Raw genomic sequence first — 24,359 nt, 5'->3', positions numbered from 1 at the left:
GCATAGCGATACTCTTCGAACGGTTGTGCTTCACCCATCTAAAGAGATGGGTCGCTTGTGACCTGCTCCCCGTTGATTAGTAGGTACATTTAAATTCAACCAATAGATGAAAGTACCGTTGATCATTTGCGTTTGGCTTTGATTGTGCGCTGCTGCTTTATCATTCTTATCTGTGATTAAGGCTGAGAATGCTTCTATAGCAGGATCCCACTTTCCCGATTTGAATTTCTTAATTTCTGTTCCAGAACTTGAAGCGAAGGCAAAGTTAGCGGGATCATTGGAAATGATATTGAAAGCAATAGATTGGAGTACCACGGTTTTTAATAACTGGGAACATGATTGGAGTACAATCTTCTTCGTACTACGTTCCTGAGCAAGGTTTACGGGTTCTTCTTGAAAATTGAATAACGTCCAATTCTGACCGGCATTTGATCCATCGACAAATTTAACGATACCTTCTTTTAACTATTCACTGGTTTTCTGAATCTTCGGCGGTTGTATCGTCTTCTGTACTTGCTTTAATAGGCGTGTCGTCTTGTCCTTGTTGCTGTTCATTTAAGATATCCTTATCTTCAGGCAATTCAAATTCCATATTGCCCAATTGGTATAGCGTCCTGTCTATTTCTTCTTTTAATAGATCACGTAGATCTTTCGCATCTTCCTGTGCGAATAATTCTAGATAGACTTTATTTGGTACTGAACGGATTGAAGTTTTAATCTTATGTAGATACGCGGTAAGTACTTGCTCTATATATTCAGTACTGACAACTGTTTCCATCTTCTCAGCAAGTTCTATTTCTATTAACTGCCTTTCGGATGTTAGTTTAGCAAATCGTTCTTTTTCAATTTGTTCTTTTGTATTAGTGTGTCTCAAGGGAGACATTACATTATCAAGAATCCACTGATTAATTTCAGCATCCGTCTTTGAGCAATCGAGTCCACGCTCAACCCACTCACGGCTGATAATTGAAACGTCATATCCATATCGACGTGAAAGTTCTGAATAGCTCACAGTAAGCTTAGATTTATTCGTTCGAGTAGTTTTCATTGGAATCCTTTCCAGTACTTATTATTATGTTTTGTAGGTACTAAATTCTTCATACTTAAAATAATTAAAGTGTCGTTAAAATACGCGATCAATAGTCCCCCGCCGGAGTACCTACAGCGTTCTATAACGCTCTGTACGGCATTATTTATATATATTGATATAATTCGTCTTTTGATTGATTGGCTTACAGTGCGTCTGAGAGCGTTATATGATGGCGTACTAACAATTGTATTTATCGTTACCCTCGGCCATAGGGTTTATTTGTCATTATTAGATAAAAGCTTGATGTTTTGTTTGACAAATTATAAACTCAACAACTACCGTCACATCTTTGAGACACATCATGTCAATCTTTAAAATATTGGTTTATATCTTAAATATATATAAAACCCTAACTCCTAAACAAAAGGAAGCAGTGGTTGAATCCGTTGTTGAATTATTCAGAAGTACATTCATAAAAATGAAAGAAAGCTTTCATAAAAAGAAAAAAAATGGAACTGAAGAAGAAATATTAAAAAATTCTTCAAAAAACCTGACACAACCAGAACTGAACGCTTCTCGCCTAGCCATGCTCTCGGCATTGCCAGTTTCATTGCCTCAGTCTAGAAAACAAAAATTCACCGGATCAGTACTTGAGCTTGTACAATCTACTGAATTCTTAGATGAACTTGATAACAGAATCAAACAAGTGAATATCGAAGAGGCAGATATGTACATTGAACAGTGTTCTTTGTCGATGAGACAGTTATTGACAAAAATGATAATTGAAAAAAAACTATAACCTGACACAAAATAGTTGTTTTAATAAGTAGTTGCCTCACTTCAACGCCCCGTATTCATGAGGCAACTACTTGTACAACAACGTTATAATATAGTTATTTTCCATCATTTGAAAGGTTTTATCATAGTCAGGTTATAATAACGCATCGTAATCTTATTCTTGCCCTACAGGAATGATTTAGTACTTTTCAATAATTGATATCACGCTAATAATTTCTACAATAATATAACCATCAAATAAAGCTGCTGTCTGCCATTGTAAATTTCTTAGCGTTGGGTAATAGTGGACACTTAACTACAATTTCACGAAAATGACAAATGAACATAAGAATCATCTTATTTTTACTACTATTGAGTGTTTCTACGGCAGCAACCGCACAGTGTATGGGTTCAAATATTTTTTCAACTTGTACCGATAACAACGGAAATAACTACAACGTACAACGTTATGGCAACACTACAAACGTACAGGGATCAAATTCTTCAACAGGCTCAACTTGGTCACAGAACACAACAACTATGGGTAATATGACTCGTACAACAGGTCAGGCATCTAATGGTGCGGCTTGGACAGAAAATTGTACAGAGTTAGGGGGAGGCAATTACGTTGTTAGTGGTACTAACTCACAGGGTCAATCGTATTCACATTCATGTAACCAATTCGGATGTAATTAAAATATAAAAGTACTAATATCTGATGGCAATATTAGTACTTTCATTATTCAATTACGATTATAACCAAATGTATTAGAGCATAGAACACGTTTCCAGTACTGTTCCCTATCAATAATTAATTGATCATCCGTTCTCATAGAATAAAACTCTAATAGAGAGAATTGGAAGTTCTGTCTAGCATACTCAATACCAGCATCTTCTATTACTTGTTTTATGCCTTCATTCCATCCGTGTCCTGTATAAACATAACATTCCCATCGTGACCATATACCCGAATCACCATAGGCAGAACCGACATACTTTCGGCCATTTGATTTATCAACAATAAGATACACACCCTTAACATTCAGTAAGGTAGTTTTCCAATCTAGGCGTTGATTTCTTATGATGTGTTCTATCTTATCAAAAGAATGTTCAATCTTATCAAAACCGCAGAATGTTTCTCCTGAGTACTCATATTCAAATATCTCGGCAACTTCCATATTTGTATAGTGTTTTTCGAAGAAGAATGATCTACCTCTTGCTCCTGGCCCTGCGTGTTTAATAAGAAGCCTGCCAATTAAATCACTATGTAGTACTTGTAATTTCAGTTCATATCCATCGACATGAGTATTGATAACTTCATATATACCACCAAATAGCCATCTGTTTTGTTGAGGATAAAATCTTATTAAACTGAAAATAAATTTTCTATTGAAGACGTTCTTACCATCTCTATACTCGTTCCAATTCTGCCATTCTTCTTTATCACGAACAAACACATCTAGAGGTTGTTCATCACCGTTATATACAGCAAAATGTACTTTATATTCATAATCATTTTGTATTTTCAAAATTGAATCTAGTGTAATCATGACCAAACCTTCTTAGGTTACAACCACATAAGATGATGCTGTTGTTATGTGTAACAGACTATTAAATGATATTTTAGTTAATCTCATTCAATTCCGTAGTTTTTTCTAGCAATACTTTCGCTTTTTGCTTTGTCGATTGAGTCACTAGTGGATTGATCGAATCGATTATTACTCTTAGTACTTCACAACAATCATTGTTTTTGAAGATACTTTTCATTTTGTTAGCTTTCGTGCGAGCGGTAACTTGCTTCCAGTTAATATTTTCGATAAGCATAATTTCAATTATATAATTCACATCCACTTCATCAAGAAAGTACTGATAGTATTCTACAAATGTTCGTTTACCCACTATTTTAAGATCACGAACAATACTTTCTGATTTAAATCTTTCAATGTATACATTACAACTTGATTTATCACATAACACTAATTTTATATCTCGTACACTCTCGTCATTAATTAAAGCCGTGTTAATTCTAAGTGTGTAACCTTTGTGAAATTTGTTGTACACCCCAAATTTCATTATTGCTTTATTCTGAATCATCAATGCGAGATCAATACTCATATCACCATTAAAAATTACAATCAAAAAATCATCTATCTGTCTTAATTCACGTTCACTGATTACACCAATCATTGTTGCGTTATTTTTTAATTGATTTCTTTTAGCCATTACTTGAATCTTGCGACCATCGGATGTTTTGAAGTCGTATCCTTCACCAAAAGAAGGTTTAAGAGCCATATTCATTTTATTTTTAACTAACCAAAATGTATATTCGGTTATCGGATTACTTCTTATCTTTAAAATTGATCTCCGTTCCAGCTCATCTAATGTATGCTGGTTTATCTGTATAAGTTCAGTGACAGTCAATTTTTTTAAGTCCATAAAACCTCACCAACATAGTCTTTTTTACTATATATATCATTAATCATATTGTCATTACTATAAGTATTTACATGGCATTAATTACTTACGAATTTAAGTGCTAAAAATCACTCTGCTTAGTACTTTCTACTTCGACATAACGCCACGGGTTACTAAATAGCTGATCCTAATATCGCTACACTTTTGCCTGACCGTGCTTCATGCCAGGGAATGGGCTTACCGTTTTCATAAAGTGCCGTACTTTGTTCAGTAATTGCCACATCGATAGACAGCTATGATTTCTGGTTATTGTGTCGTGTAATGCCTGCCATAACCGTTCTACGTGGTTCACCCACGGTGAGTAGATTGGTTGATAAATAACAATAAATTTTGGGTTCTTCTTCAGCCAACGAAGCGTTTCACGACTTTTATGGATGATGTAGTTATCAACGATCAGCGTGATCGTTTTTGCCCGCCGGTACGTGCTTTTTAGATGTTTTAACAAGCTGATAAATAACCCAGAGTTTTTACTGCTACTGCCGACGTAACTGACTTTTCCTGTGCCGCTGTGCAACGCGCCAGCCAGATAATATTTTTCGTTTTTCCCTGGCGTAATAACTCGCTTTTGTTGACCACGTAGCTGCCAGTCAGCACCTATTTTGGGGTTGAGATGGATATCGACCTCATCCCCGTAAAGCACGGGATGTTCGACGCTACACTCGCTTAGCGCCTCTGCGATAGCGGCCATTTTCTCTTCTTTATGCGGGTCGCGAATACGCAGCGTGGGGGCCGCTCTTCGCCAGACAAGTCCGGCAGAGGGAAGCCAGCGGCGAACGGTTGAAGCATGCAAACGGCACCCGGTTATTTCGTTGATTTTTATTGCTAACAGTTCAGTACTCCAGCGAGAACGCTGATAACCAAAATCTTCCGGCGAATGCTTAATCAGTTGACGCAACAGCACACAAATGTGCTCAAACGGCCAGCGTCGCCCACGGCCTGAGGGTAATGATTTCAGGCCTTCCAGCCCGTTAATTGTGAACCAATTAATCCAGCGTCCCAGCGATGAACGTGCGCAGCAAAGCGTTTTGGCAACGTCACTTATCTTGTCCCCACGATGAAGCATCAACAGCGCGGTGAGTCTGCGGGCATGGTTTTTATCACATGTTTTATGGATGGTTTTTTGCATCAGACGCCTTTCGGCGTTGGGTATCGGTGCTATGATCGGCATGACTCAGTCCGGTTGGTGATTTGGGATATTCAGCGATTGATCAGATCGCTTAAATCGGACTGAGTTCCCTTCTGGTGATCTACTATTTGGAACAGCTATTTAGATGAGAGTTCCAGAGGAGAGGAAAGCCTGTACTGGAATTTTTTGAGGAAAAAGAACATGCAGTTGAATGATTGGAATTTAACATAATGATGATGTTGAGTAGTCCTATCAAATCTAATCTACGGGAGAAAATTCATCCCTTCAGCGAACATTCGTTGCAATGCATGTGGTTTAACATTCAGTGGGTAATATCGGGTTGAAGCCCTAAGTTGCCAGTTTTGTTACCGTTAATTGACCAAAAAAGATCGATTAGTCGCAATGTTAATTCTCAGATTTTTATACTTTTTCCCTTCGTATATGTAATGTATACTTTCACTAAATTCCTTCATCATCAATGAGCGTTACGTGACCGCAGTCAAACAATCCTCCGTAGATAAGTTAGGCGAACTGGCCTATCAGACATTGCGACGAATGATCCTCGAAAAAACCCTTCGTAGTGGTGGTGCAGTGGTGGAGGGAAGACTGGTTGAAGAACTCAACATTTCACGTACCCCTTTGCGAGAAGCACTCCTGAGACTTGAAGGTGAAGGTTTACTTGTCCGGGGTAGCGGTCGTTCTTATTCCGTTCGCTTTATCAGCGCACAGGAATATTTTCAGACCATGAAGGTACGTGAACTACTGGAAACGGAAGCTATTACCCTTTCCCTAAGCAAGATAGGACCGGAAGTCATTGGACAACTTATCGTCCAGGTTCAGTCACTTGCGGCAGGCCAGCCTGAGCAAGCCTACTGGGAGGTTGACGATAAGGTTCACACACTGTTCGCTCAGCACTCAGGCAATGCGGTACTGGCCCGAATGATTGAGCATGCCCGCACTCAGAGCCGTATGTTTGAACTGATCACACCGTTTAACCGCATCGAAGAAGATCGGGAAGAACACCTTGCGATTCTTAATGCCTGGAAAAGTGGTGATCCCTCGCTGGCCAGCCAGGCCGTCAGGACGCACCTCCGAAACCTGTCGGCTTTCGTGATGAAAAGGCTGACTGAAGGCAATTAATTGCATAAGGGTATGCCGCAGTGCATACCCTTCATTACCTATTATTTGATTTGCCCGGGACAGCAGGGGCAACCCTCAACATGTAACGGGTTACGCACCTGGGCCCCGGGTTTGCTGCGCAATAACACCGACTGAAAGCTGAGCTTGCGATCGGCGTTCTTCTGGCAGATCGGGCAGGGCGCTGGTTCATCACGCACAGCAACTGAACGGCACAGTTCAAATGTGCCGCAGTCTGTACAGAGATAGTCATAATAAGGCATCGTATTCTCCTACCATTTGCCCACTTCACCGCGCGCTATAAAGCGGCCCTGTCCGGTTTTACCCACCCATTGTTCATCACTGACCAACAGCTCACCACGCAACATTACTTTTTTCACTTTTCCCTGCACCTGATGCCCTTCGAACAACGTGAAATCGACATCGCTGTGTTGCGTTGCTGCACTAATGGTGTGTTTTTCATTGGGATCGAAGATCACGATGTCGGCATCACTTCCCACGGCAATCGTGCCTTTCTGGGGGAACAGACCAAACAGCTTCGCCGGCGCAGTAGACATCAGTTCAACAAAACGGTTTAACGAGATTCGACCACTACGAACTCCGCCGTCGTACACGACGGTCATCCTTGTCTCTACGCCCGGTACGCCATTGGGAATTTTAGAGAAATTATTCGCGCCCAGCGGTTTCTGATTAATTTTTCCTAAGTGCCCCTCTTTCATACAATAGGGACAGTGATCTGTCGAAATCAGCTGGAGATCATCGGTCTTCAGTGCCGTCCACAGAGCGTTTTGCGCTTCTTTGGAACGCAATGGGGGGCTCATAACAAAGCGTGCCCCGTCAAAGCTGTCGGCTTCATCGCTGTCTGCATAAGAAGACTCATCAAAGAATAAGTAGTGTGGACAGGTTTCCGCAAACACCGGGATACCCAGGTCACGCGCTTCCACTACATGCTTCAACGCTTCCTTGGCTGAAAGGTGAACAAAATAGACCGGCGCTTCCGCCAGCTCAGCCAGCTTGATCCCGCGATGTGTCGCTTCCCCTTCCAGCAGTGCGGGGCGCGTAAGGGCATGATGGCGCGGGGAGGTGTGTCCCTGCGCCAGTGCTTCCTGAATAAGTAACTCCACGATGGTGCCGTTTTCAGCATGCAGCGCCACCATTCCGCCATGCTGACCGACCAGACGCATAGCCTGGAAGATAGCGGCGTCGTCGGACATCACCGTACCCGGATATGCCATAAACATTTTAAAACTGGAGACGCCCTCATGACGGATGGCATAGCGCATATCCTCCAGTACCTGCTTATCCACCTCAGTAATAATGACGTGGAAACCATAATCAATGCTGGCGACGTTATCTGCTTTCGCCTGCGCACGTTCAATGGCTTGTAATGGGCTGGTGCCATGCTCCTGTAAGGCGAAATCGATAATGGTCGTCGTGCCTCCATAGGCGGCTGATCGAGTCCCGGATTTGAAATTATCCGCCGTCACCGAGGGGCCGAAAGTGTTTTCCATGTGGGTATGGCAGTCCACGCCGCCCGGGAACAGCATCATGCCGGCTGCTTCAATGACATGGCAGCCTGCGACAGGTTGCAGGTTCAGTCCAATACTGACGATCTTTTCATTTTCGATGAGAATATCGGCGTGATAGTCATCCACTGCCGTGATAATCCGCCCACCGCGAATCAGAGTGCTGGTCATGTAGTTCTCCGCTTATGCTTAAGAGGTAACGGTAAAGGATTGTGCAAAGGCCAGCGCTGCCGCTAACCGTTCGCGCTGTGCGTCATCAACAGGTGGCACAGGTGGACGTGGCATCGCATGGGGAAGATGTCCGGCGAGATATAAGCAGGCTTTCAGGCGTGCATTTGCATGGGTTCCGGGCCACGTGCCGTAAATCTCTTTCGCCAGCGGATAGACGAACTGATGCAGGCGCTGTGCTTCGGCCAGATTTTTCTCCTGCACCGCGTTATAGAGCGCTACCACCAGTTCCGGCACCACAGCAGCAAGACTGACCAGGCTGCCGTCAGTACCCAGGGTAAAACAGGTCAGGAGATGTTCATCGCCAGAAGCCATCACCGCCACGTGTGGCGCAACTTCACGAACCAGCCGCAGGTTTGCCTCATAGGTTGCCGTTTCCCAGCTTCCTTCTTTAACTGCGACGACATGGGGCAAGCACACCAACTGTTTGAGTAAAGCGGGTGGATAAGCCATCCCGCCGCAACCGACGCCGGCCTGGTAAAGCATCATCGGTAGACTGGCGTTCTCGTTGGCGATTCGATGATGGTTAAGTACCGTTTTATCATCCGTAGAGAGCGTCCAGGAGTAGGGCGGGAAAAGCAGCAGGGCATCAGCGCCGGCAGCTTTGGCATCGTCTGCCTGCGCCTGGGCGTCATAGCTGTCTTCAGCGTTAAGACCGGCGACCAGCAGAGTCTCCGGTGGGCATACCTGCCGGGCCAGTGTGATTACCCGACGTTTTTCCTCCAGGGTAAGTGCAAAGTTCTCACCCGCATGGCCGTTAATTAACAGGCCACGTATGCCGGGCACCCGCGAAATCTGCTGTAAATGCGCGATGAGGTTCGTTTCATCTATGTGACGGCCAGATTCATCCATTGGACAGACCGTGGCTGCATACACACCCTGGTAGTGGTGTAACTCTTTCATTTTATTATTAGCCTCTGGATTATTAAGCGACCACGTTGTCAACATTGGGCAGGAGTCGTGAGGGATCAAACAGCGGCATTTCTGGCTGCTGACCTAAAATCTGTTGTGCCAGCAGCTTGCCCATATAAGGTCCGCTGGTATAACCGGAGTGAACGCAACCAATCACATACAATTCCGGATGCTGTGCAATTGAACCTATCATCGGCATGGCATCGGCCGTTTCTGATTCCAGCCCCAGCCAGATGCGTGAGACCCTGGCGGCAGCCAGCGCCGGGACGGCGTGTTGCCCCAGCCTCAAGTTGCCGATCAGGTTCTCAGGGATGGTTTCTCTCCCGCCCAACTCACGGGAACCGATGCCTTGCCAGCCACCACCAATGACCACAGTGCCATTGGCAAATTGCTTCATAGAGAGCAGTCCGTTAGCGATACTCAATACAGAGCGCATAACAGGGGGCATTCTTTCGGTAACGATCAGCTGATTTATCAGTGTCTTGACCGGTATCGTGATGTCCATCATCGCCAGCATAGGTTCCAGCCACACGCCGCCCGCCAGCACTAACCGAGAAGCATTGATGCTCTGGCTACGATCTTCAGTTGAAACGCGGTAGCCCACTTTTTGCTGTTCAATATGGCCGACCGAGAACTGTTCAATGATGGTCACACCGGCGTCGCGCAGCGCCGAGTGAAACGCACGACCCGTGAGGTAAGCGCTGGCGAAGCCGTCAATCTCACAAAAGGCGGCGGCCTTTATCGAACCGTTGATGTTGGGGTCGACCTTGATTGCTGCCTGCGGTGAAATCACAGAGATATCTGCACCAAATTCACGACGTGCGGCGGCTCGTTCCTCCAGCATCGCCACTTCGGCATCCGTAAAGGCGAGGGATAAGCCAGGCACAGGCGTTGCCAACACCCCCTGACCCAGCCATGTTTCCGGCCGCATCCACATTTCCCAGGCTTTCATTGCGTAAGGCACCAGTGCTGCCCGGGTCATATGCAGGGTTAACGTTCCGGCATTCACGCCAGATGCGCCCCGGCACAGGGCATTGCGCTCCAAAACCGCCACGCGCATCCCGGCTTTCGCAAGAAACAAGGCGGTTGAGCACCCCATCACGCCGCCACCGACGATACACACATCAAAGTGTGAAGAAGAGAAAAGTCCGCTCACAGTGGCGCCGCCTTAGGAATAGGAATATCCGCGTAGTCGTACTCGCCGGTCATATCACTGATGGTCAGCGGGCGCAGCGGCGTGCGGGGCGAGAAAATCCCGACGGTTTCACGCGTCACGCCCAGTTTTGTTGCTAAAATTTCGGCGGCAATATCACCACAGGTTCTTCCCTGGCATGGGCCCATCCCGCAGCGTGTCCAGGCTTTCAACTGGTTAACATCATGCGCTCCCGCCTCTCCAGCCTGTTCAATCTCAGCACGCGTCACGTCTTCACAGCGGCATACCACCGTATCCGGCGGAATAGCGGTGACGTGCCCCTCACGTAACGCCATCATCGCCGCCATTTTCTGACCAAAAGCCGCGGCCTGCTGCCAGGCTTTATTGATGGTCTGTGCTTCAGAAGCGGGGGAGTCATCACCGCGAAGCAAAGCGGCACAGGCTAGGCCGACTCGCTTACCCTGTTCTGTCGCTGCAGCGGCACCCCGAATCCCCGCACTATCACCCGCAACGAACAACCGTTCACGAGTGGTCTGACCGTTTTCATCGGTCTGCGCAATCCAGCCACCTGCGGCACGAGAATAGTGATGTTTTGCGTGCAGTAAGCGCGTGACATCGGAAGAGGGCGTCAGGCCGTGTCCCACGACAACACAATCCACCAGAATCTCAATATGTCGGCCGGTGACAGGGCGTGCCGAGGCATCACAGGGGGCAAATTCGGCCAGTAACTGCTCACCCTGCGCGGTCACTTTTACCAGCGTATGGCGTGAATAGATCGGGGTTCTGGCCCGTAGGACAGGCAGGCTGTAATTCAGGCTTTGCTTAAATATGGCTGGGCGGCTCAGTAGCGCAGACGCGTTTTTAAGCCACTCGCTGCGTGACGAAATATCGACAATCGCTTTTACCACTCCACCCGCCTTAAGGGTTCCGCCTGCTACCGCCGCCAGCAAGGGGCCGCAGCCCGCTACAAGCGTGGTTTTACCCGGCAGGGTACGTTGTGATTTGAGTAAGATCGTTGCGGCTGCCAGTCCTATCACTCCCGGCAGCGTCCATCCTTCAAACGGCACCACACGCTCTGTGGTGCCGGTAGCCACCAGCAGCATGTGGGTAGTGCAAGAAACAGAACCTTCCGGTCCAAGTGCATCCACACGGTAGTCACCCGTTACCGCCCACACGACATGCCCCAAAAAGGAGCGGACATTGCTTCGCGATAAAGCATCACGCAGGTTTTCGCCGGTCCTGACTTCAGAGCCATCCATTTTTTGGTCAGACAAGATTGGCGCACGGTAAACCTGTCCGCCTGCGGCCTCATTTTCATCAAACAATGCGACACGCAGTCCTTTTGCTGCAGCCATTAACGCGGCGGATACCCCTGCCGGGCCGGCGCCTAGCACAATCAGGTCATAATGATTCATAAGGATCAATTTCCAGCACTGAATAAACAATCAGGTCCGCCCTGGCCTCAGTTTTGCAAGCTAAAACCCGCTTACCCTCCACCATGACCAGACACTCCTGACACGAACCCATCAGGCAAAACATTCCTCGAGGCTGATGTAGATGAGGACTAAAGCGCAACGTTCTGACGCCGCTGGAAAAAAGCGCGGCGGCAATACTCTGGCCTGGTAACGCCATATATCCCTGATTGTTGAAAACGAACTGAACGTTTTTTCCTGAAATGTGCTGCATAAAGTCTTCCTTTCTGGTCGACAACTGCTCATTGAGGCTTGACAAGATGGAACGCATGGTATCGTATATTAATCGTATATGTAAAGCATACGAAACTTATATCGTTGGTAATTTGCCAACACTAGGGTAAGCAATCAGTTAATCTCAGGAGTTAAATAATGAATAAAATTAGCATGTTGGGAAGGCTGGCTTTGGCAGGTTGCATTGCCAGCGCATTGATGAGCGCAACACCGGCCAACGCAAGACCGCTGGAAGAAATCATGAAATCTAAAACACTCATCGTCGGCGTTAACCCGAATTTGCCGCCGCTGGGGGTGTATGACGATAAGAATCAGATTTCAGGTTTCGATGCGACAGTGGCCAAAAAAATTGCCGATGCAATGGGTGTCAAACTGGAGCTGGTTGCTGTGGGATCGAACGACCGTGTGCCCTTTATCATGTCGGATAAAATCGATGCGGTGATGGGCGGAATGACGCGTAATGACGATCGCATGAAAGTGGTGGATTTTACCAATCCGGTCAATACCGAAGTGCTGGGCATTCTCACTACCGAAAAAAAACCGTTTAAAAAATGGCAGGATTTAAATGACCCATCCGTGAAAATGGTGCAGGTCCGCGGCACAACCCCAATCAAATATATTCAGGATAATATCCCTAAGGCACAGCTGTTGATCCTCGATAACTACCCGGATGCGGTGCGGGCCATTTCGCAAGGGCGCGCAGATGCTCTGATTGATGTGCTCGATTTCATGCTGGATTACACCAAAAAATACCCTACTAAATGGCACGTCGTCGATGAGCCTATCGAAGTGGATTATGACTGCATCGCAGTCAGCAAAGGCAATACAGCACTCCGCGAAAAACTAAACACTGAGATTGCCGCACTTCATCAGTCTGGGTTTATCGGCTCCAGCTGGAATAAATGGTTTGGTCACGCCATGTTGCATGATCCGACCGCCTCGCCAACGAAATACTGAGTTTCGTTTCAATTACATCGGGCGTCCGCATTCCGGGACGCCCTTGCTTGAGCGCCGTGCTGATGAATCTGAATTTTTTTCCCATTCTTAACCAGTTACCATACCTGTTAGGAGGAGCCTGGATAAGCCTGCAACTTGCGGTGCTGGCTTTCGCGCTGGGTATGATAATTGCGATGTTCTGTACCAGCATCCTCCGCTATGGTCCAAAGGTGACAGGAAAGTGCATTAATGGTTACGTGATTTTTGCTACTAACACCCCTCAGCTTGTGCAGATCTATTTTCTGTTCTTTGCGCTACCGGAAGTGGGGATTTTGTTGTCGCCCTTTACGGCTGTACTGATTGGCGCCACCTTCAATGCTGGTGCCTATTTGTGTGAAATTCAACGCGCCGGGTTTGACTCGGTACGGCGTCTGGAAATTGAAGCAGCGGAAGTATTGGGTTTCTCTCGTATCCAGGTCATTCGATACGTCATTCTTCCCCATGTTATTAAAGTGATGTTCCGTCCACTCTCCAACCAGTTCATCGTCATGACGCTGGGGACCTCAATGGCCTCCATGTTTGGCGTTGAAGAGCTCACCGGTCGTACCTATAACCTGAGTTCACAAACCTATTTGTCAGTGGAATCCTTCTCAGTTGCAGCGGTAATTTATATCGCGATAACTATTCTCGCGACGTTTGCTTTAGCCGTTATGGGACGTTATCTGTTCCGTGTCAGGACGGGAGTATTTTGATGGGTTACATCAACTGGGCTGAAATCACGGGACTGTTCTCGTACTACAACCTGCTGCTGTTATTTAAGGGGCTGGGTATCACCCTGGCGCTGTCGGCATTTGGATGCCTGATTGGTTTTCTGGCAGGCTTTGTACTGGCGGTAGTCATTAACACGAAAGCGGCCATCCTTGGACCGATACGCAGCGTGGTTCACGTTTACTTCTTTATTTTTCGACGCATTCCCTTTCTGGTGACGTTATTTCTGGTGTTTTTCATCAGCCAGTACTCCGGACTCCGTTTCTCTACCTTTACCGTCGCGTTGATCAGCGTCTGTATTATTGCAGCAGCGTATCTGGGAGAGATCATCCGAAGCGGACTGGAGTCGGTGCACCCTAATCAGTGGGAAGCTGCAGTTACCCTGAATTTTTCGTACCTGCAGATGCTACGCCACGTCATCATTCCTCAATCCATGATCGTGGTTATTGCACCTACCTTTAGCTTCTTCGTTATGTATATCAAAGACACAACGTTGGCTTCGCAGATTGGCGTAATGGAACTGACCTCCGCCAGTAAAATCCTGTCCGACAAGGGCTATTCCGCCACGCTGGTGTATGCCGTGGTTCTTATACTTTATTTTATTGTGTCTTATCCATTATCGCGTCTGGGTAAGCGTCTGGAGAGAAAAATTGCCACAGCTCGACATCATTAATTTAAAGGCCGCGTATAACGATCAGCCGGTACTGGAGAACGTCACCTTATCCGTTGAGAAGGGCGATATTGTCAGTCTGATTGGCCCTTCTGGCTCCGGCAAAAGTACGCTACTGCGCGTGCTTATGGGATTACTGCTGCCAAAAGAGGGCCAGGTTCTGCTGAAAGATAAACCCGTAAATTACACCAGCAAAAGTGAGCTGCGTCAGTTACGTGAGTCGATTGCTATCGTATTTCAGCAATACAACCTTTTTCAGAATATGACGGTGCTGGAAAACGTCATGATCACCCCGACCAAAATTAAAGGCTGGCCAAAAAAGCAGGTGGAACAGGACGCGCGTCGTTTACTGGAACGTGTAGGGCTGTCGCATCGTATTGATGCTTACCCGGACCAGCTTTCTGGAGGCCAACAACAGCGCGTGGCGATTGCGCGTGCTCTTGCGTTGAAGCCCACGATATTGCTACTGGATGAGGTGACGGCAGCGCTTGACCCGGAGATGGTGAACGAAGTGCTTGATACCATCCGTGAGCTTGCTTCTGAAGGGATCACCCTGTTCATCGTTTCCCATGAAATGAGTTTTGTCCGTGAGGTTTCATCGAAGGTGGTGTTCATGGCTGATGGCCAGGTAGTTGAAACCGGATCACCACGACAGATGTTTGATGCGCCTACCCATGAACGCACTCGCCAGTTCGTCAGTAAAATTTTACGTCATTAACAGCAGGAATATTCTTTGAACAAGCATGTTTTCAGTCAGATAAATCCTCCGCAGCGGCTTTTGATGGGGCCCGGTCCGATCAATGCAGATCCTCGCGTGTTACGCGCTATGTCGGCTCCGCTTATTGGACAATATGACCCTGCGATGACAGCGTATATGAATGACGTCATGATGCTATATCGTTCCGTTTTCCGCACTGACAACCCATGGACGCTCTTGGTCGACGGCACTTCACGTGCTGGTATTGAAGCCATTCTGGTCTCCGCGATCCGGCCAGGTGACAAAGTCCTGATACCGATTTTTGGCCGTTTTGGCCACTTATTGTGTGAAATCGCACGGCGTTGTCAGGCTGAAGTACATACCATCGAAACGCCCTGGGGAACGGTGTTTGCCCCTGATCAGATTGAAGATGCGATTAAACGCATTCGGCCAGCACTGTTGCTCACTGTTCATGGTGATACTTCTACGACCATGCTGCAACCGCTGGACGAGTTAGGGGGCATCTGTCAGCAGTACGGCGTGTTATTTTATACCGACGCCACCGCGAGTCTCGGCGGTAATGTGTTTGAAACCGACGCCTGGGGATTAGATGCCGTCTCTGCCGGAATGCAAAAGTGCCTTGGTGGTTCAGCTGGAACATCCCCCATTACGTTAAGTGAAGCCATGGCAGACACGATTCAACGACGGCGCCATGTGGAGCAGGGCATTCGCGATGCCAGTCATGATGACGGAGATGAACAGATAATTTCGTCCAACTATTTTGATCTCGCAATGGTCATGGATTACTGGGGCAGTGAACGTCTCAATCACCATACAGAGGCGACCTCGGCCCTGTATGGGGCTCGCGAATGTGCTCGGTTAATATTGAACGAAGGGATTAATGAAGGTGTTGCACGACACCAACTGCATGGCGATGCATTACGTGCTGGCATTGAAGCGATGGGACTGGAGGTCTTCGGTGATCCCATTCATAAAATGAATAACGTGCTGGGCATTAACATTCCTGAAGGCCTGCATGATCTGCAAGTCAGGGAGTGCATGTTAAATGATTTTGGCATCGAAATCGGCACCTCATTTGGCCCATTAAAAGGGAAAGTGTGGCGAATTGGCACCATGGGTTATAACGCCCGAAAAGATTGTGTGCTGCAAACTCTCGCTGCGCTGGAAGCTACATTAAACCGTTTTGGTTTTAAGACGGTTCAGGGTAAATCACTGGAAGCTTCGTGGGATTTCTATGGAAAAGTTTCAGCCAGTCACACTGTGTAGATTTTGAGGCATCTTAAAGCCATAGCTAACGAACTGATGGTATTTCTTGAGACAATCCAAACGAGTCACAGTTGAGTATTAACCCCAAGCAGTACAAAAATGCTCCTTGGGGGATGTATGGCTAAGGTAAAGATTAAAACCAAAAGCACACTTCTCATTTAACATAACAAGTATTATCCGAACTAAATTTGTTACTCCAATGTTACTCCAAAGCGCTAATGTCGTGTCTAACAATTCACAGATGTCGTCCCTGAACTAGTCTTAAATCTCCCAGTCTCAGCTCAGGATGCAGACTTTATGTTGGTGACCATGACAGATAAAGATCTATACCGGCTCGGCATCATTCAGCGCGTTCACGATCACACTCTGCTGCAGCGTGAAGCTGCACGCCTCCTCGAACTCACCGACCGTCACTGCCGTCGTCTTCTCGAACGTTACCGACGGTCAGGCCCGCTTTCGATCACTAACCGCCGCCGCGGCATGCGTGGTAATCATCAGCTGCAGCCTGGGGTTGCTGAGCTTGCGCTGTCCATCATTCGTGAACGCTACGCTGATTTTGGCCCCACGCTGGCCTGCGAGAAGCTGGCTGAACTGCATGATCTGGTTCTCGCTAAAGAGACTGTCCGCAGGCTCATGACTCAGTCAGGATTATGGATCCCACGTAAGCTTCGGGCGCCTAAAATCCATCAGCCCCGTTATCGGCGCGCCTGCACCGGTGAACTGGTTCAGATTGATGGCTGCGATCATCACTGGTTCGAGGATCGCGGCCCTGCATGCACGCTGCTGGTGTATGTCGATGACGCAACCAGCCGGCTGATGATGCTTAGCTTTGTCCACAGCGAGTCCACGTTCACCTATTTCAACGCCACCCGCGCCTATCTTGAACGTCATGGACGTCCCCTGGCATTTTACAGCGACAAGGCCAGCGTTTTTCGCATTAACAACCCTCACGCTCACGGTGGCAGCGGCCAGACTCAGTTCGGTCGGGCTTTGGAGACACTGAACATTACGGGGATTTGTGCCAACAGCAGCCAGGCCAAGGGGCGCGTTGAACGTGCACATCTTACGTTGCAGGATCGGTTGGTGAAGGAGCTGCGTTTGAGGAATATCAGCACACCGGAAGCCGCCAATGCCTTTGCCGATGAATATATGGCCGACTATAACCGGCGTTTTGCCAAACCGCCGCGGCATGACTTTGACGTTCACCGGCCGCTGGAAATGGAGGATGATCTGGATGCTATCTTCACATGGCGTGAACCGCGCCGCATCTCAAAAAGCCTGACATTACAATATGATAAGGTATTGTATTTGTTAGAGGATAACGAACTAAGCCGTCGTTTACAGGGAAAATACGCAGAGGTCTGGCAATACCCGAATGGCACGATTGAGCTGCGGGCAAACGGGACTTCCCTACCCTTTACCACTTATGACCGGCTGGGGGACATTGATGAGGGAGCCATCGTGGACAACAAGCGGCTGGGCCGGACGCTGCAGATGATAAAACTGGTGCAGGAACAGCGGGACAACACGCGCTCGCAGGCACTGCCACGTCAGGATGGAGAAGCATCGAGAAGAAAAAAATCACCGGGCAAGAAGTCTCAGCGCTCGCTGAATCAGGACGACATTCTGGAAGCTTTGACGCAGTTACAAACGCAGTCAGAATCCATCTTTGGCAAACCTGGCTAAACCAGACGGTGCTTTATCAGACGGACATTTTAACTTAGCCAAAAGGCGGACATTTAAAACCAGCCTAAACAAAATTTGTAGTAGCTAAATTGAGATGTCCGCTTAGGAGATGCGGATGTTTTGTTGGACTCGTTATGTTGTGATCCCAAGGTGTTGCCGATACTTCTCTGGACTCATTGCACCCAATGATATTTTAATTCGCTTCTCGTTATACCAGCGTATGTGCCTATCCAGGAAGCAGATAAATTCTTCCTGCGTCGTGCTCGCCCAGTTTCTGCCATAGTACATTTCATTTTTGACCCGCCCGAAGAAGCCTTCACACGCCGCGTTATCCGATGAGCAACCTTTGCGCGACATGGACCTTTTAAGACCCGATGCATTGATACGATCCAACCAACCCGGCCATCGATAATGGCCGCCTCTGTCGCTATGTATCACCGGTTTTTCATTTTCTCTGAGCGTATCGAGCGCGTCGTCGAGCATGCCATTCACCAGTTTTGCGTCCGGGCGTGTTCCTATCGACCAACTCACTGTAAGTATCCCAGCTTTAGGGGTTTGAGGGCCAATGGGGCGAAAACCTACGCTAAGCGACAGGAAATAAAATAAAAACCTTATTAAACAATTGGTTGTTCTATCATAATAAGATGCAATCAGTGACTACCACCGACCACTGTTATGATTCGGTGGCAGTTCATTTATAAGTTATCCTACTTGAGACTCACGATAATTATTCTTTATGAAGCTATGGAAAAATTTACCGTGTGATTCTGCCCCATCAAACTCGTACCAACTTGTAAGCGAGAAATCATAGTAGTTCCAGACAGCACCACTATTAAATTCAATTTCTAATGTAGAAATAGATTCGTCGTACCCGATACTCCGAATCATGCTTGATGAAATACCTCTTCGTTCCATTTTACACTCCTTTGGTTATATTTTCTGTTCACGTATTTTAGTTACAACAATTTTATAATTATCAGCATCGAGAGGAAATGTTTTTGTCCAACATTCAATTAACTTTGGATCTTCACTGGTTGGTCTTGGGTGATTCAATTTCAATCGAACTCTAGATGGAATTTTTATAGCCTCACCTGAAATAACTGCCTCACCTATACGCAAAGATGAAAGAAGATCCATAAGACTATTTAGATTATCGGGGGCTGATGATTTCACTATAGATTGATCACTTGAATTGGTAAGCCTAAGAGCTATCAACGTGCCAATTTGGGAAATTATAGTCTCTGACAACTCTGAGGGGCGTTGAGAAATGACTAGCGCTCCTACGCCAAATTTTCTCCCCTCTTTAAATATTTTTTCAACTGCGGATTTTGAATAATTACTCTTGTCATTTTTCCCTAAATACGTATGAGCTTCCTCGAATGCTAAGAGTAGTGGCCTTTGCTTACCGGTATATGACTCTTTACGCCCCAGAACATGCTGTCGTAAACAAATCTTGTAATCAAGCCTATGGTTATATCTAACACCTCAAATGGTACACCGCTAAGATCTAGTATTGTTAATCGCTGCTCACAGCCTATCCAGTCAGCTAGTAAATCATGCAAATCTTTTTCTGAATCTGCTGTTTTGTAATCACCTGGATTGAACAGAAAATCGTATCGGGTATCTCTGAGTCGAGAAAGTAATTTCTTTTCATAAGAAAAATACTCTGCGTGTTGAGATTTATATGGAGCTATATTGCCCATTACATATGCTTCAAAGGTTGCCGGAGTCAATGTTTCTGCATCCCCAGCAGCCAGTTCATTTGCTGTATCTCTAGTTTGTTCATCTTTCTTTGCAGAAGAAAATGATGCATTAAGTAACCAATTCATCTCATACCATAGCTGCCTAGCGCTAAATGGAATAGGTGAGTCGGCTGTGATAAGATTTTCATTAACAATCCCAGCTTTTAAATTTAAGTTTTCTTTCTTAAGCTTTGTTACAAGATCTCTCAGTAAACGATATTCTATTCTTTGTTCATCGCGATGATCAGCACCTACAAGAAAATAGGCAAGTTCTTCAAAGGTCATAAGCCAAAATGGTATCACCAATGGGGATGCTACTTCGTTAATTCGAAGTACTTTGGCATCAGGAAATGCAGAAGCATATTCACCGTGTGGGTCAACCAATATAATTCTTGAGCCAACATAACCATGTAGAATAGATTTCAAAATACTGACGGTAGTATTTGACTTCCCGCTACCGGTTGAGCCTAAAATACCACAGTGACGTAAAATTAAGTTATGAGTATCTACATAAACACCTAAATTTTCAGATGAAGAATGTTTTCCAATTTCAATGGAACCGGCATCCTTTTCACCATCATTATAGATGATAATTTAATTGCGATCCGCTATCGCCTTACGGAAGTAACGCAATAAAGAAAGTGATAGGGGAATACGAATCTCAAACGTAGAAATTTAATAGGGAGGTTGTACATGTACGGTATATTTGAGTTTTATATGTTCGTTTTTTTCCTCTTTTCTATTTCTTGCTTAGTATTTTTACGTCACAATGCGGTAAAAAATTAAGCGTGATAGTGAAGAAGATGTAATAAAAAAAACAGCAAGAAGAGTATAGAAAAAATAAAAAAATATAATTTCTATATCTAATATGATCCGGAGGATTTTACTTTACCATCATTGATGAAGCTTTCTGGAGCAGGGTATTGCAGATGGTATTATTGACGTTCCGGAAATTCATTAAAGAATTCTTCGCCGGAAATGTCCAAAAATTTGGCGTTGAAACCTAATAAATAATGTTTCGAGGGGTGACTGTGAGCAAGCTAATATTTCGCAGAATAGGCGGCGTAGTACGACCTATTACCGTTGATGATGTCATTGATTCAGAGAGACAGTATCAACATGAAAATCGCACCCCTAAGTATGATGTAAAAAATAGACGCTATGACTCGCTGACTTCTTTTGTAGTTCCAAATGTTAAATGTAATGAGTGCGGGATGTATGTTTTTTACTATGAAAACCAAAATGGAGCTCGGGTATTGTTCGATTTCCTAGGTCCTCCCTGGCCAGTGCATCCCTGCTATCTGGCTGCACAGGATAAGCCGAATGTACTAAACATCCCTAAAAAAGAGGAGGGCTGGCATCCCGTTATAATACAGAAGGCTATAAATCTATCAGGTGGAGGAATACGGATCCAGGCTTGTGATGGGGACAAAATCATACGCTTTGAATTCGATGCCAGTACCTTCTTGCGCTTTAAATGTTCACCTGATGCTATTTGCACAATGTTATGCTTTATTAATCCTAGAAAACGTTCTTCAGTGCAGGTACATAATGGAAAAAAAATGTACCAGACTCACTTTGATGAATTAAAAAAACATGAAAAGGTGAAGTTCTATGCAGAAAGTAATGATGATCTGGACTCACCTATTATAAATTATGACGTTTCTCTCAATAGGGATGAAGTTAACACAACGTTAAAATTTAAATTTGGTCAAAAAGACTATACTTACCATATATTAAACAAAGTAATGGATGTGCATTTTAGCATTCAAGATACACCATATATTTGTTGTAATAATATAAATGATAACATTAATTTATATTTTTTCGGAAAAAAAACAGGTTGTCGATTTGACTTAGATCCACAAACGGATAAGTTAGTACGAGCAGAAGAATATGAAGACTATTTTTTAATTATAACAACCACACATTCAGAAGACGATCACCTTATCCTGAAAGGAATGTATAAAGGAGAACGCATAACCGTAGTATCGCAAGATATTAAATTCAGACGGAATCAGACATTTATTAATAGCATTCGTAATAAAAGTACTTCTGTCTTTCTCATAAAAAGCTTTATGACTGAAAATGGGACAGACTCTCGTCTTTTGCTGACCAAAGATAAAAATGGTGAGTTGCGATATAATGGAAGTGTTGTTTATAGAAAAAAGATACTTTCCATCAATAAATCCCAAGAGAAAATGAATTATCACTATGATTTATCCTCTTTGATAAAAGAAAATGATGGGGAACTGCTCAGGCATTTGGATGACACATCACTTATTAAGGTAAAGGTCTTAACTCTTAAGCTTATCTCACTGGATGAGTTATTGGTCTCTTTAATATTTAAAACCGTTGAAATCCCTCTCATAATTAAGTCCCATAAACTCGCCATACGCCAATTGGATATTGATTTACGTGCCGTTGGAACGAATATCCGTATCAGAAGAAATAGTGAAAGTGAAGTTATGTTGTATGTAAATAAACAATTAATTGGAGCGTTTTCATTACCCGTTAAAAAAAACACTGTATCTCTGTCTATAAAGAGAGAGATCACAAAAACACCCGACATTCAAAGCGCCATTAACAACAGAGCAAAAGATATTGATGTCTCAAGCCATGCGTTAGCCCATGCATTTCTTGCCGCACTGAAAAAGCCAGGAAAATGAACCTCGCTTAAGCGAGGCTCATTTAATGTATTAGCGGAGTTTGTGCATGTGGGGATGGAACAACATGCGAAATATCCACAGTTTCACGCGCTTTGCTAAGATCGTAAGTTGCCTGCATAGCAAGCCAAAGGCGGGCGGCTATACCTAAACCAGCCTCCAGTCGTACCGCCATCTCTGGACTGATCGCCGTTTTACCTGCTGCTACCTTGCTCAAAGCCGATGGTGAAATGCCTAAATCTCGGGCCAGTGAACGCAGCGTGATATTATAATCTTCAAGATATTCCGTTATTAATCCGCCTGGGTGCGGTGGATTGAACATGGCCATTAATGGTAATCCTCTAAATTAAGTATGTAGGCATCCCCGTCTCTAAATTCGAAGGTGATCCGCCAGTTCGCACGAACAGTTATCGAATACAGATTTTGTTTATCACCCTTTAGTGGATGTAATTTAAAGTTTGGATAAAGCCTAAAGTCGTCGGTGGTTGTTGCCTCATCAAGTACGAGTAAGCGGAGTTTAATGCGTTCAGCATCTTTAGCTTGCACACCGCTTACGTCCCCTTTTTCATAGAGTTTTTGCAGCCCTTTGTGCTTCCAGCTTTTTATCACGTTAATGGGTTCCTGTTTCTTTATAGGAAACAGTATAGCATGTGTTTCCTGGTGGGAAACATTTTTTTTACTGATTCTTTACGACTAAGGCAAACGCTCGGGCCTCCCTTACCCGTTTGGGGATTTCCGTGATTCTCCCCAATGGCCTGTATTCGCCCGTCCTATCCGCTATAATCCCCGTGGGCTGCGGGCTTGCATACCTTGCGGCCGGCGGCGGCACCGTTCCGGGCGCGTTGCGGATGCCGCCGCCATTTTGATTTTTACGCACATTTCGTTATTTCCCCAATCCACATCCTGACCGATCACCGATTTATTCCTGTCGTTTCTGCCCCGCATTTGCCACAAACTACTTCGTGTTAATTGCTCACAGTTATTCTTCTGATCGGATCCCAGCTGTAACGATATGATTATGTCTCTCTTCGTCGGCAAAGGAACCGCGTTTTTCTGGAAAGGATGCTGAGCAACGTCATCATTACGTCTGCCTAAGCATGGCCACCGCGTCGGCGCCGGGCATGGAGAACTGCACCCGGTGGCGCGCCGCCACGTCCAGCGCAAATATCCGCGTATAGACCTCGGTGGACTTCATGCTTTTGTGCCCCATCAGCCCCTGCAGCACCTTCAGCGGCACCCCGGAGTACAGCATGTGCATGGCGTAGCTGTGCCGCAGCGTGTGCGGCGTGACCGGTACCGAGAACGTGACGCCGTCACCGGCGGCGCGGGCCACCGCGTCGTTCAGCCAGGTGCGCACCGTGCGGTCGGTCACCTCCCAGATCCGCGCCGGCTCCATGCGGCCGGTGCGCTTGTTTTTGCGCTCGAGCGGAATGCGCAGTGTGGCAATCATGCTGTTGAGCCGGTTGAGATACTGGTTATCGGACAGCGGGACCAGCCGGTGTGGCACGATCTTTTTCGACGGCGCGCCCGGTCCGCGCGCGGCCTTTTCCTGCCGCTGCTTCAGCGTGGCCAGCGATACGTAGGGATACGGCGGCGTGAGGGTAAAATCCGCCCGCGTCAGTGCCAGCCCCTCGTTAATGCGCGCGCCGGTGTTCCACAACGTATCGACACAGGTCTGCTGGTACAGATCCGGCAGATAATGCAGCAGTGCGCCCACCTCCACGGCCAGCAGGTACTCCGGCATGTCGCCGTGGGCCTGGGCCATGCGGCGCAGGGCCAACGCGGCCGGGTAATCAATCGTCGCCGGCATAGGCACAGCGGCTACCGTCTGAAACTG

26 protein-coding genes and 1 pseudogene are annotated in these 24,359 nt (G+C 46.1%); 9 read left to right on the top strand and 18 right to left on the bottom strand.

Annotation, left to right across the window (positions count from 1 at the left end; genetic code table 11):
- Positions 1-30 precede the first annotated feature (30 nt).
- Both ACM5QY_RS26350 and ACM5QY_RS26345 read right to left on the bottom strand, forming a co-directional pair.
- Entirely contained in the window at positions 31-453 is a 423-nt protein-coding gene (locus tag ACM5QY_RS26350) for a phage terminase large subunit family protein (RefSeq protein ID WP_416123586.1), read from the bottom strand.
- Between the two features lie 16 nt (positions 454-469).
- The gene (locus ACM5QY_RS26345) at positions 470-1,048 is read right to left on the bottom strand and encodes a hypothetical protein (RefSeq protein WP_416123558.1); all 579 of its coding nucleotides are present in this window, start codon (positions 1,046-1,048) and stop codon (positions 470-472) included.
- 343 nt (positions 1,049-1,391) lie between these two features.
- On the opposite strand from ACM5QY_RS26345, the gene ACM5QY_RS26340 reads away from it, so the two are divergent.
- Entirely contained in the window at positions 1,392-1,829 is a 438-nt protein-coding gene (locus tag ACM5QY_RS26340) for a hypothetical protein (RefSeq protein WP_416123557.1), read from the top strand.
- Positions 1,830-2,550: 721 nt separating this feature from the next.
- On the opposite strand, the gene ACM5QY_RS26335 is transcribed toward ACM5QY_RS26340, so the two are convergent.
- From ACM5QY_RS26335 to ACM5QY_RS26325, 3 genes are all read right to left on the bottom strand, one after another.
- Positions 2,551-3,357 (bottom strand): GIY-YIG nuclease family protein, encoded by an 807-nt coding sequence (locus tag ACM5QY_RS26335; RefSeq protein ID WP_416123556.1) that lies wholly within the window; start codon positions 3,355-3,357, stop codon positions 2,551-2,553.
- 73 nt (positions 3,358-3,430) lie between these two features.
- Positions 3,431-4,243: a hypothetical protein gene (locus ACM5QY_RS26330; protein ID WP_416123555.1), complete on the bottom strand. Its 813-nt coding sequence runs from the start codon at positions 4,241-4,243 to the stop codon at positions 3,431-3,433.
- Positions 4,244-4,418: 175 nt separating this feature from the next.
- Positions 4,419-5,450 carry an IS630 family transposase gene (locus ACM5QY_RS26325; protein ID WP_416123554.1) on the bottom strand — a complete coding sequence of 344 codons (1,032 nt, stop codon included), beginning with the start codon at positions 5,448-5,450 and terminating at the stop codon, positions 4,419-4,421.
- A gap of 447 nt (positions 5,451-5,897) precedes the next feature.
- On the opposite strand from ACM5QY_RS26325, the gene ACM5QY_RS26320 reads away from it, so the two are divergent.
- Positions 5,898-6,548 (top strand): GntR family transcriptional regulator, encoded by a 651-nt coding sequence (locus tag ACM5QY_RS26320; RefSeq protein ID WP_416123553.1) that lies wholly within the window; start codon positions 5,898-5,900, stop codon positions 6,546-6,548.
- Positions 6,549-6,589: 41 nt separating this feature from the next.
- Here the strand turns inward: ACM5QY_RS26320 and ACM5QY_RS26315 are convergent, their stop codons facing one another.
- From ACM5QY_RS26315 to ACM5QY_RS26290, 6 genes are read right to left on the bottom strand one after another with little or no spacing between them, the layout of a single operon-like run.
- Positions 6,590-6,808, bottom strand: a complete 219-nt coding sequence (locus ACM5QY_RS26315) for an FmdB family zinc ribbon protein (protein ID WP_416123552.1) — start codon at positions 6,806-6,808, stop codon at positions 6,590-6,592.
- Between the two features lie 9 nt (positions 6,809-6,817).
- A complete protein-coding gene (gene hydA / locus ACM5QY_RS26310; protein ID WP_416123551.1) occupies positions 6,818-8,242 on the bottom strand; it encodes a dihydropyrimidinase in 1,425 nt (474 codons plus the stop codon).
- Between the two features lie 18 nt (positions 8,243-8,260).
- The gene (locus ACM5QY_RS26305; protein WP_416123550.1) at positions 8,261-9,202 is read right to left on the bottom strand and encodes a dihydrodipicolinate synthase family protein; all 942 of its coding nucleotides are present in this window, start codon (positions 9,200-9,202) and stop codon (positions 8,261-8,263) included.
- A gap of 22 nt (positions 9,203-9,224) precedes the next feature.
- Complete coding sequence (locus ACM5QY_RS26300) at positions 9,225-10,367, bottom strand: NAD(P)/FAD-dependent oxidoreductase (protein WP_416123549.1); 1,143 nt, start codon at positions 10,365-10,367, stop codon at positions 9,225-9,227.
- Positions 10,364-11,779 carry an FAD-dependent oxidoreductase gene (locus ACM5QY_RS26295; RefSeq protein ID WP_416123548.1) on the bottom strand — a complete coding sequence of 472 codons (1,416 nt, stop codon included), beginning with the start codon at positions 11,777-11,779 and terminating at the stop codon, positions 10,364-10,366. Before ACM5QY_RS26295 ends, ACM5QY_RS26300 begins: the two co-directional genes overlap by 4 nt.
- Entirely contained in the window at positions 11,766-12,050 is a 285-nt protein-coding gene (locus tag ACM5QY_RS26290; protein WP_416123547.1) for a (2Fe-2S)-binding protein, read from the bottom strand. Before ACM5QY_RS26290 ends, ACM5QY_RS26295 begins: the two co-directional genes overlap by 14 nt.
- Positions 12,051-12,208: 158 nt before the next feature.
- On the opposite strand from ACM5QY_RS26290, the gene ACM5QY_RS26285 reads away from it, so the two are divergent.
- The 6 genes from ACM5QY_RS26285 (at position 12,209) to ACM5QY_RS26260 (ending at position 18,114) form a co-directional block, all read left to right on the top strand.
- The gene (locus ACM5QY_RS26285) at positions 12,209-13,027 is read left to right on the top strand and encodes a transporter substrate-binding domain-containing protein (protein ID WP_416123546.1); all 819 of its coding nucleotides are present in this window, start codon (positions 12,209-12,211) and stop codon (positions 13,025-13,027) included.
- A 56-nt stretch (positions 13,028-13,083) separates the two neighbouring features.
- Entirely contained in the window at positions 13,084-13,758 is a 675-nt protein-coding gene (locus tag ACM5QY_RS26280; protein ID WP_416123585.1) for an amino acid ABC transporter permease, read from the top strand.
- Complete coding sequence (locus tag ACM5QY_RS26275) at positions 13,758-14,447, top strand: amino acid ABC transporter permease (RefSeq protein ID WP_416123545.1); 690 nt, start codon at positions 13,758-13,760, stop codon at positions 14,445-14,447. Before ACM5QY_RS26280 ends, ACM5QY_RS26275 begins: the two co-directional genes overlap by 1 nt.
- The gene (locus tag ACM5QY_RS26270) at positions 14,425-15,162 is read left to right on the top strand and encodes an amino acid ABC transporter ATP-binding protein (protein WP_416123544.1); all 738 of its coding nucleotides are present in this window, start codon (positions 14,425-14,427) and stop codon (positions 15,160-15,162) included. Before ACM5QY_RS26275 ends, ACM5QY_RS26270 begins: the two co-directional genes overlap by 23 nt.
- A 63-nt stretch (positions 15,163-15,225) precedes the next feature.
- The gene (locus tag ACM5QY_RS26265; protein WP_416123584.1) at positions 15,226-16,428 is read left to right on the top strand and encodes a pyridoxal-phosphate-dependent aminotransferase family protein; all 1,203 of its coding nucleotides are present in this window, start codon (positions 15,226-15,228) and stop codon (positions 16,426-16,428) included.
- A 297-nt stretch (positions 16,429-16,725) separates the two neighbouring features.
- Positions 16,726-18,114 carry an ISNCY family transposase gene (locus ACM5QY_RS26260; RefSeq protein WP_416123543.1) on the top strand — a complete coding sequence of 463 codons (1,389 nt, stop codon included), beginning with the start codon at positions 16,726-16,728 and terminating at the stop codon, positions 18,112-18,114.
- A 132-nt stretch (positions 18,115-18,246) separates the two neighbouring features.
- On the opposite strand, the pseudogene ACM5QY_RS26255 reads toward ACM5QY_RS26260, so the two are convergent.
- The 4 genes and pseudogenes from ACM5QY_RS26255 to ACM5QY_RS26240 all read right to left on the bottom strand — a co-directional run.
- Positions 18,247-18,651: pseudogene (locus tag ACM5QY_RS26255) on the bottom strand (transposase); the annotation flags it as partial.
- A gap of 165 nt (positions 18,652-18,816) precedes the next feature.
- On the bottom strand, positions 18,817-19,029 hold the full coding sequence (locus ACM5QY_RS26250; protein WP_414068369.1) for a KTSC domain-containing protein: 213 nt from the start codon (positions 19,027-19,029) through the stop codon (positions 18,817-18,819).
- Between the two features lie 15 nt (positions 19,030-19,044).
- Positions 19,045-19,545: an ATP-binding protein gene (locus ACM5QY_RS26245; protein WP_416123583.1), complete on the bottom strand. Its 501-nt coding sequence runs from the start codon at positions 19,543-19,545 to the stop codon at positions 19,045-19,047.
- Positions 19,497-20,405, bottom strand: coding sequence for an ATP-binding protein (locus ACM5QY_RS26240; RefSeq protein WP_416123582.1), 909 nt, complete (start codon positions 20,403-20,405; stop codon positions 19,497-19,499). Before ACM5QY_RS26240 ends, ACM5QY_RS26245 begins: the two co-directional genes overlap by 49 nt.
- A 482-nt stretch (positions 20,406-20,887) precedes the next feature.
- Here ACM5QY_RS26240 and ACM5QY_RS26235 point away from each other — a divergent pair, with 482 nt between their 5' ends.
- Positions 20,888-22,525, top strand: coding sequence for a hypothetical protein (locus tag ACM5QY_RS26235; protein ID WP_416123542.1), 1,638 nt, complete (start codon positions 20,888-20,890; stop codon positions 22,523-22,525).
- Positions 22,526-22,547: 22 nt separating this feature from the next.
- Here the strand turns inward: ACM5QY_RS26235 and ACM5QY_RS26230 are convergent, their stop codons facing one another.
- From ACM5QY_RS26230 to ACM5QY_RS26220, 3 genes are all read right to left on the bottom strand, one after another.
- A complete protein-coding gene (locus ACM5QY_RS26230; protein WP_416123541.1) occupies positions 22,548-22,850 on the bottom strand; it encodes a HigA family addiction module antitoxin in 303 nt (100 codons plus the stop codon).
- Positions 22,850-23,131 carry a type II toxin-antitoxin system RelE/ParE family toxin gene (locus ACM5QY_RS26225; protein WP_416123540.1) on the bottom strand — a complete coding sequence of 94 codons (282 nt, stop codon included), beginning with the start codon at positions 23,129-23,131 and terminating at the stop codon, positions 22,850-22,852. Before ACM5QY_RS26225 ends, ACM5QY_RS26230 begins: the two co-directional genes overlap by 1 nt.
- Before the next feature lie 472 nt (positions 23,132-23,603).
- Complete coding sequence (locus tag ACM5QY_RS26220; protein ID WP_416123581.1) at positions 23,604-24,332, bottom strand: tyrosine-type recombinase/integrase; 729 nt, start codon at positions 24,330-24,332, stop codon at positions 23,604-23,606.
- Between the last annotated feature and the right edge of the window lie 27 nt (positions 24,333-24,359).

It is taken from the genome of Rahnella sp. PCH160 (assembly GCF_047784855.1).
Lineage (GTDB): Bacteria > Pseudomonadota > Gammaproteobacteria > Enterobacterales > Enterobacteriaceae > Rahnella.
This window is presented reverse-complemented; position numbering and strand designations above follow the sequence as displayed.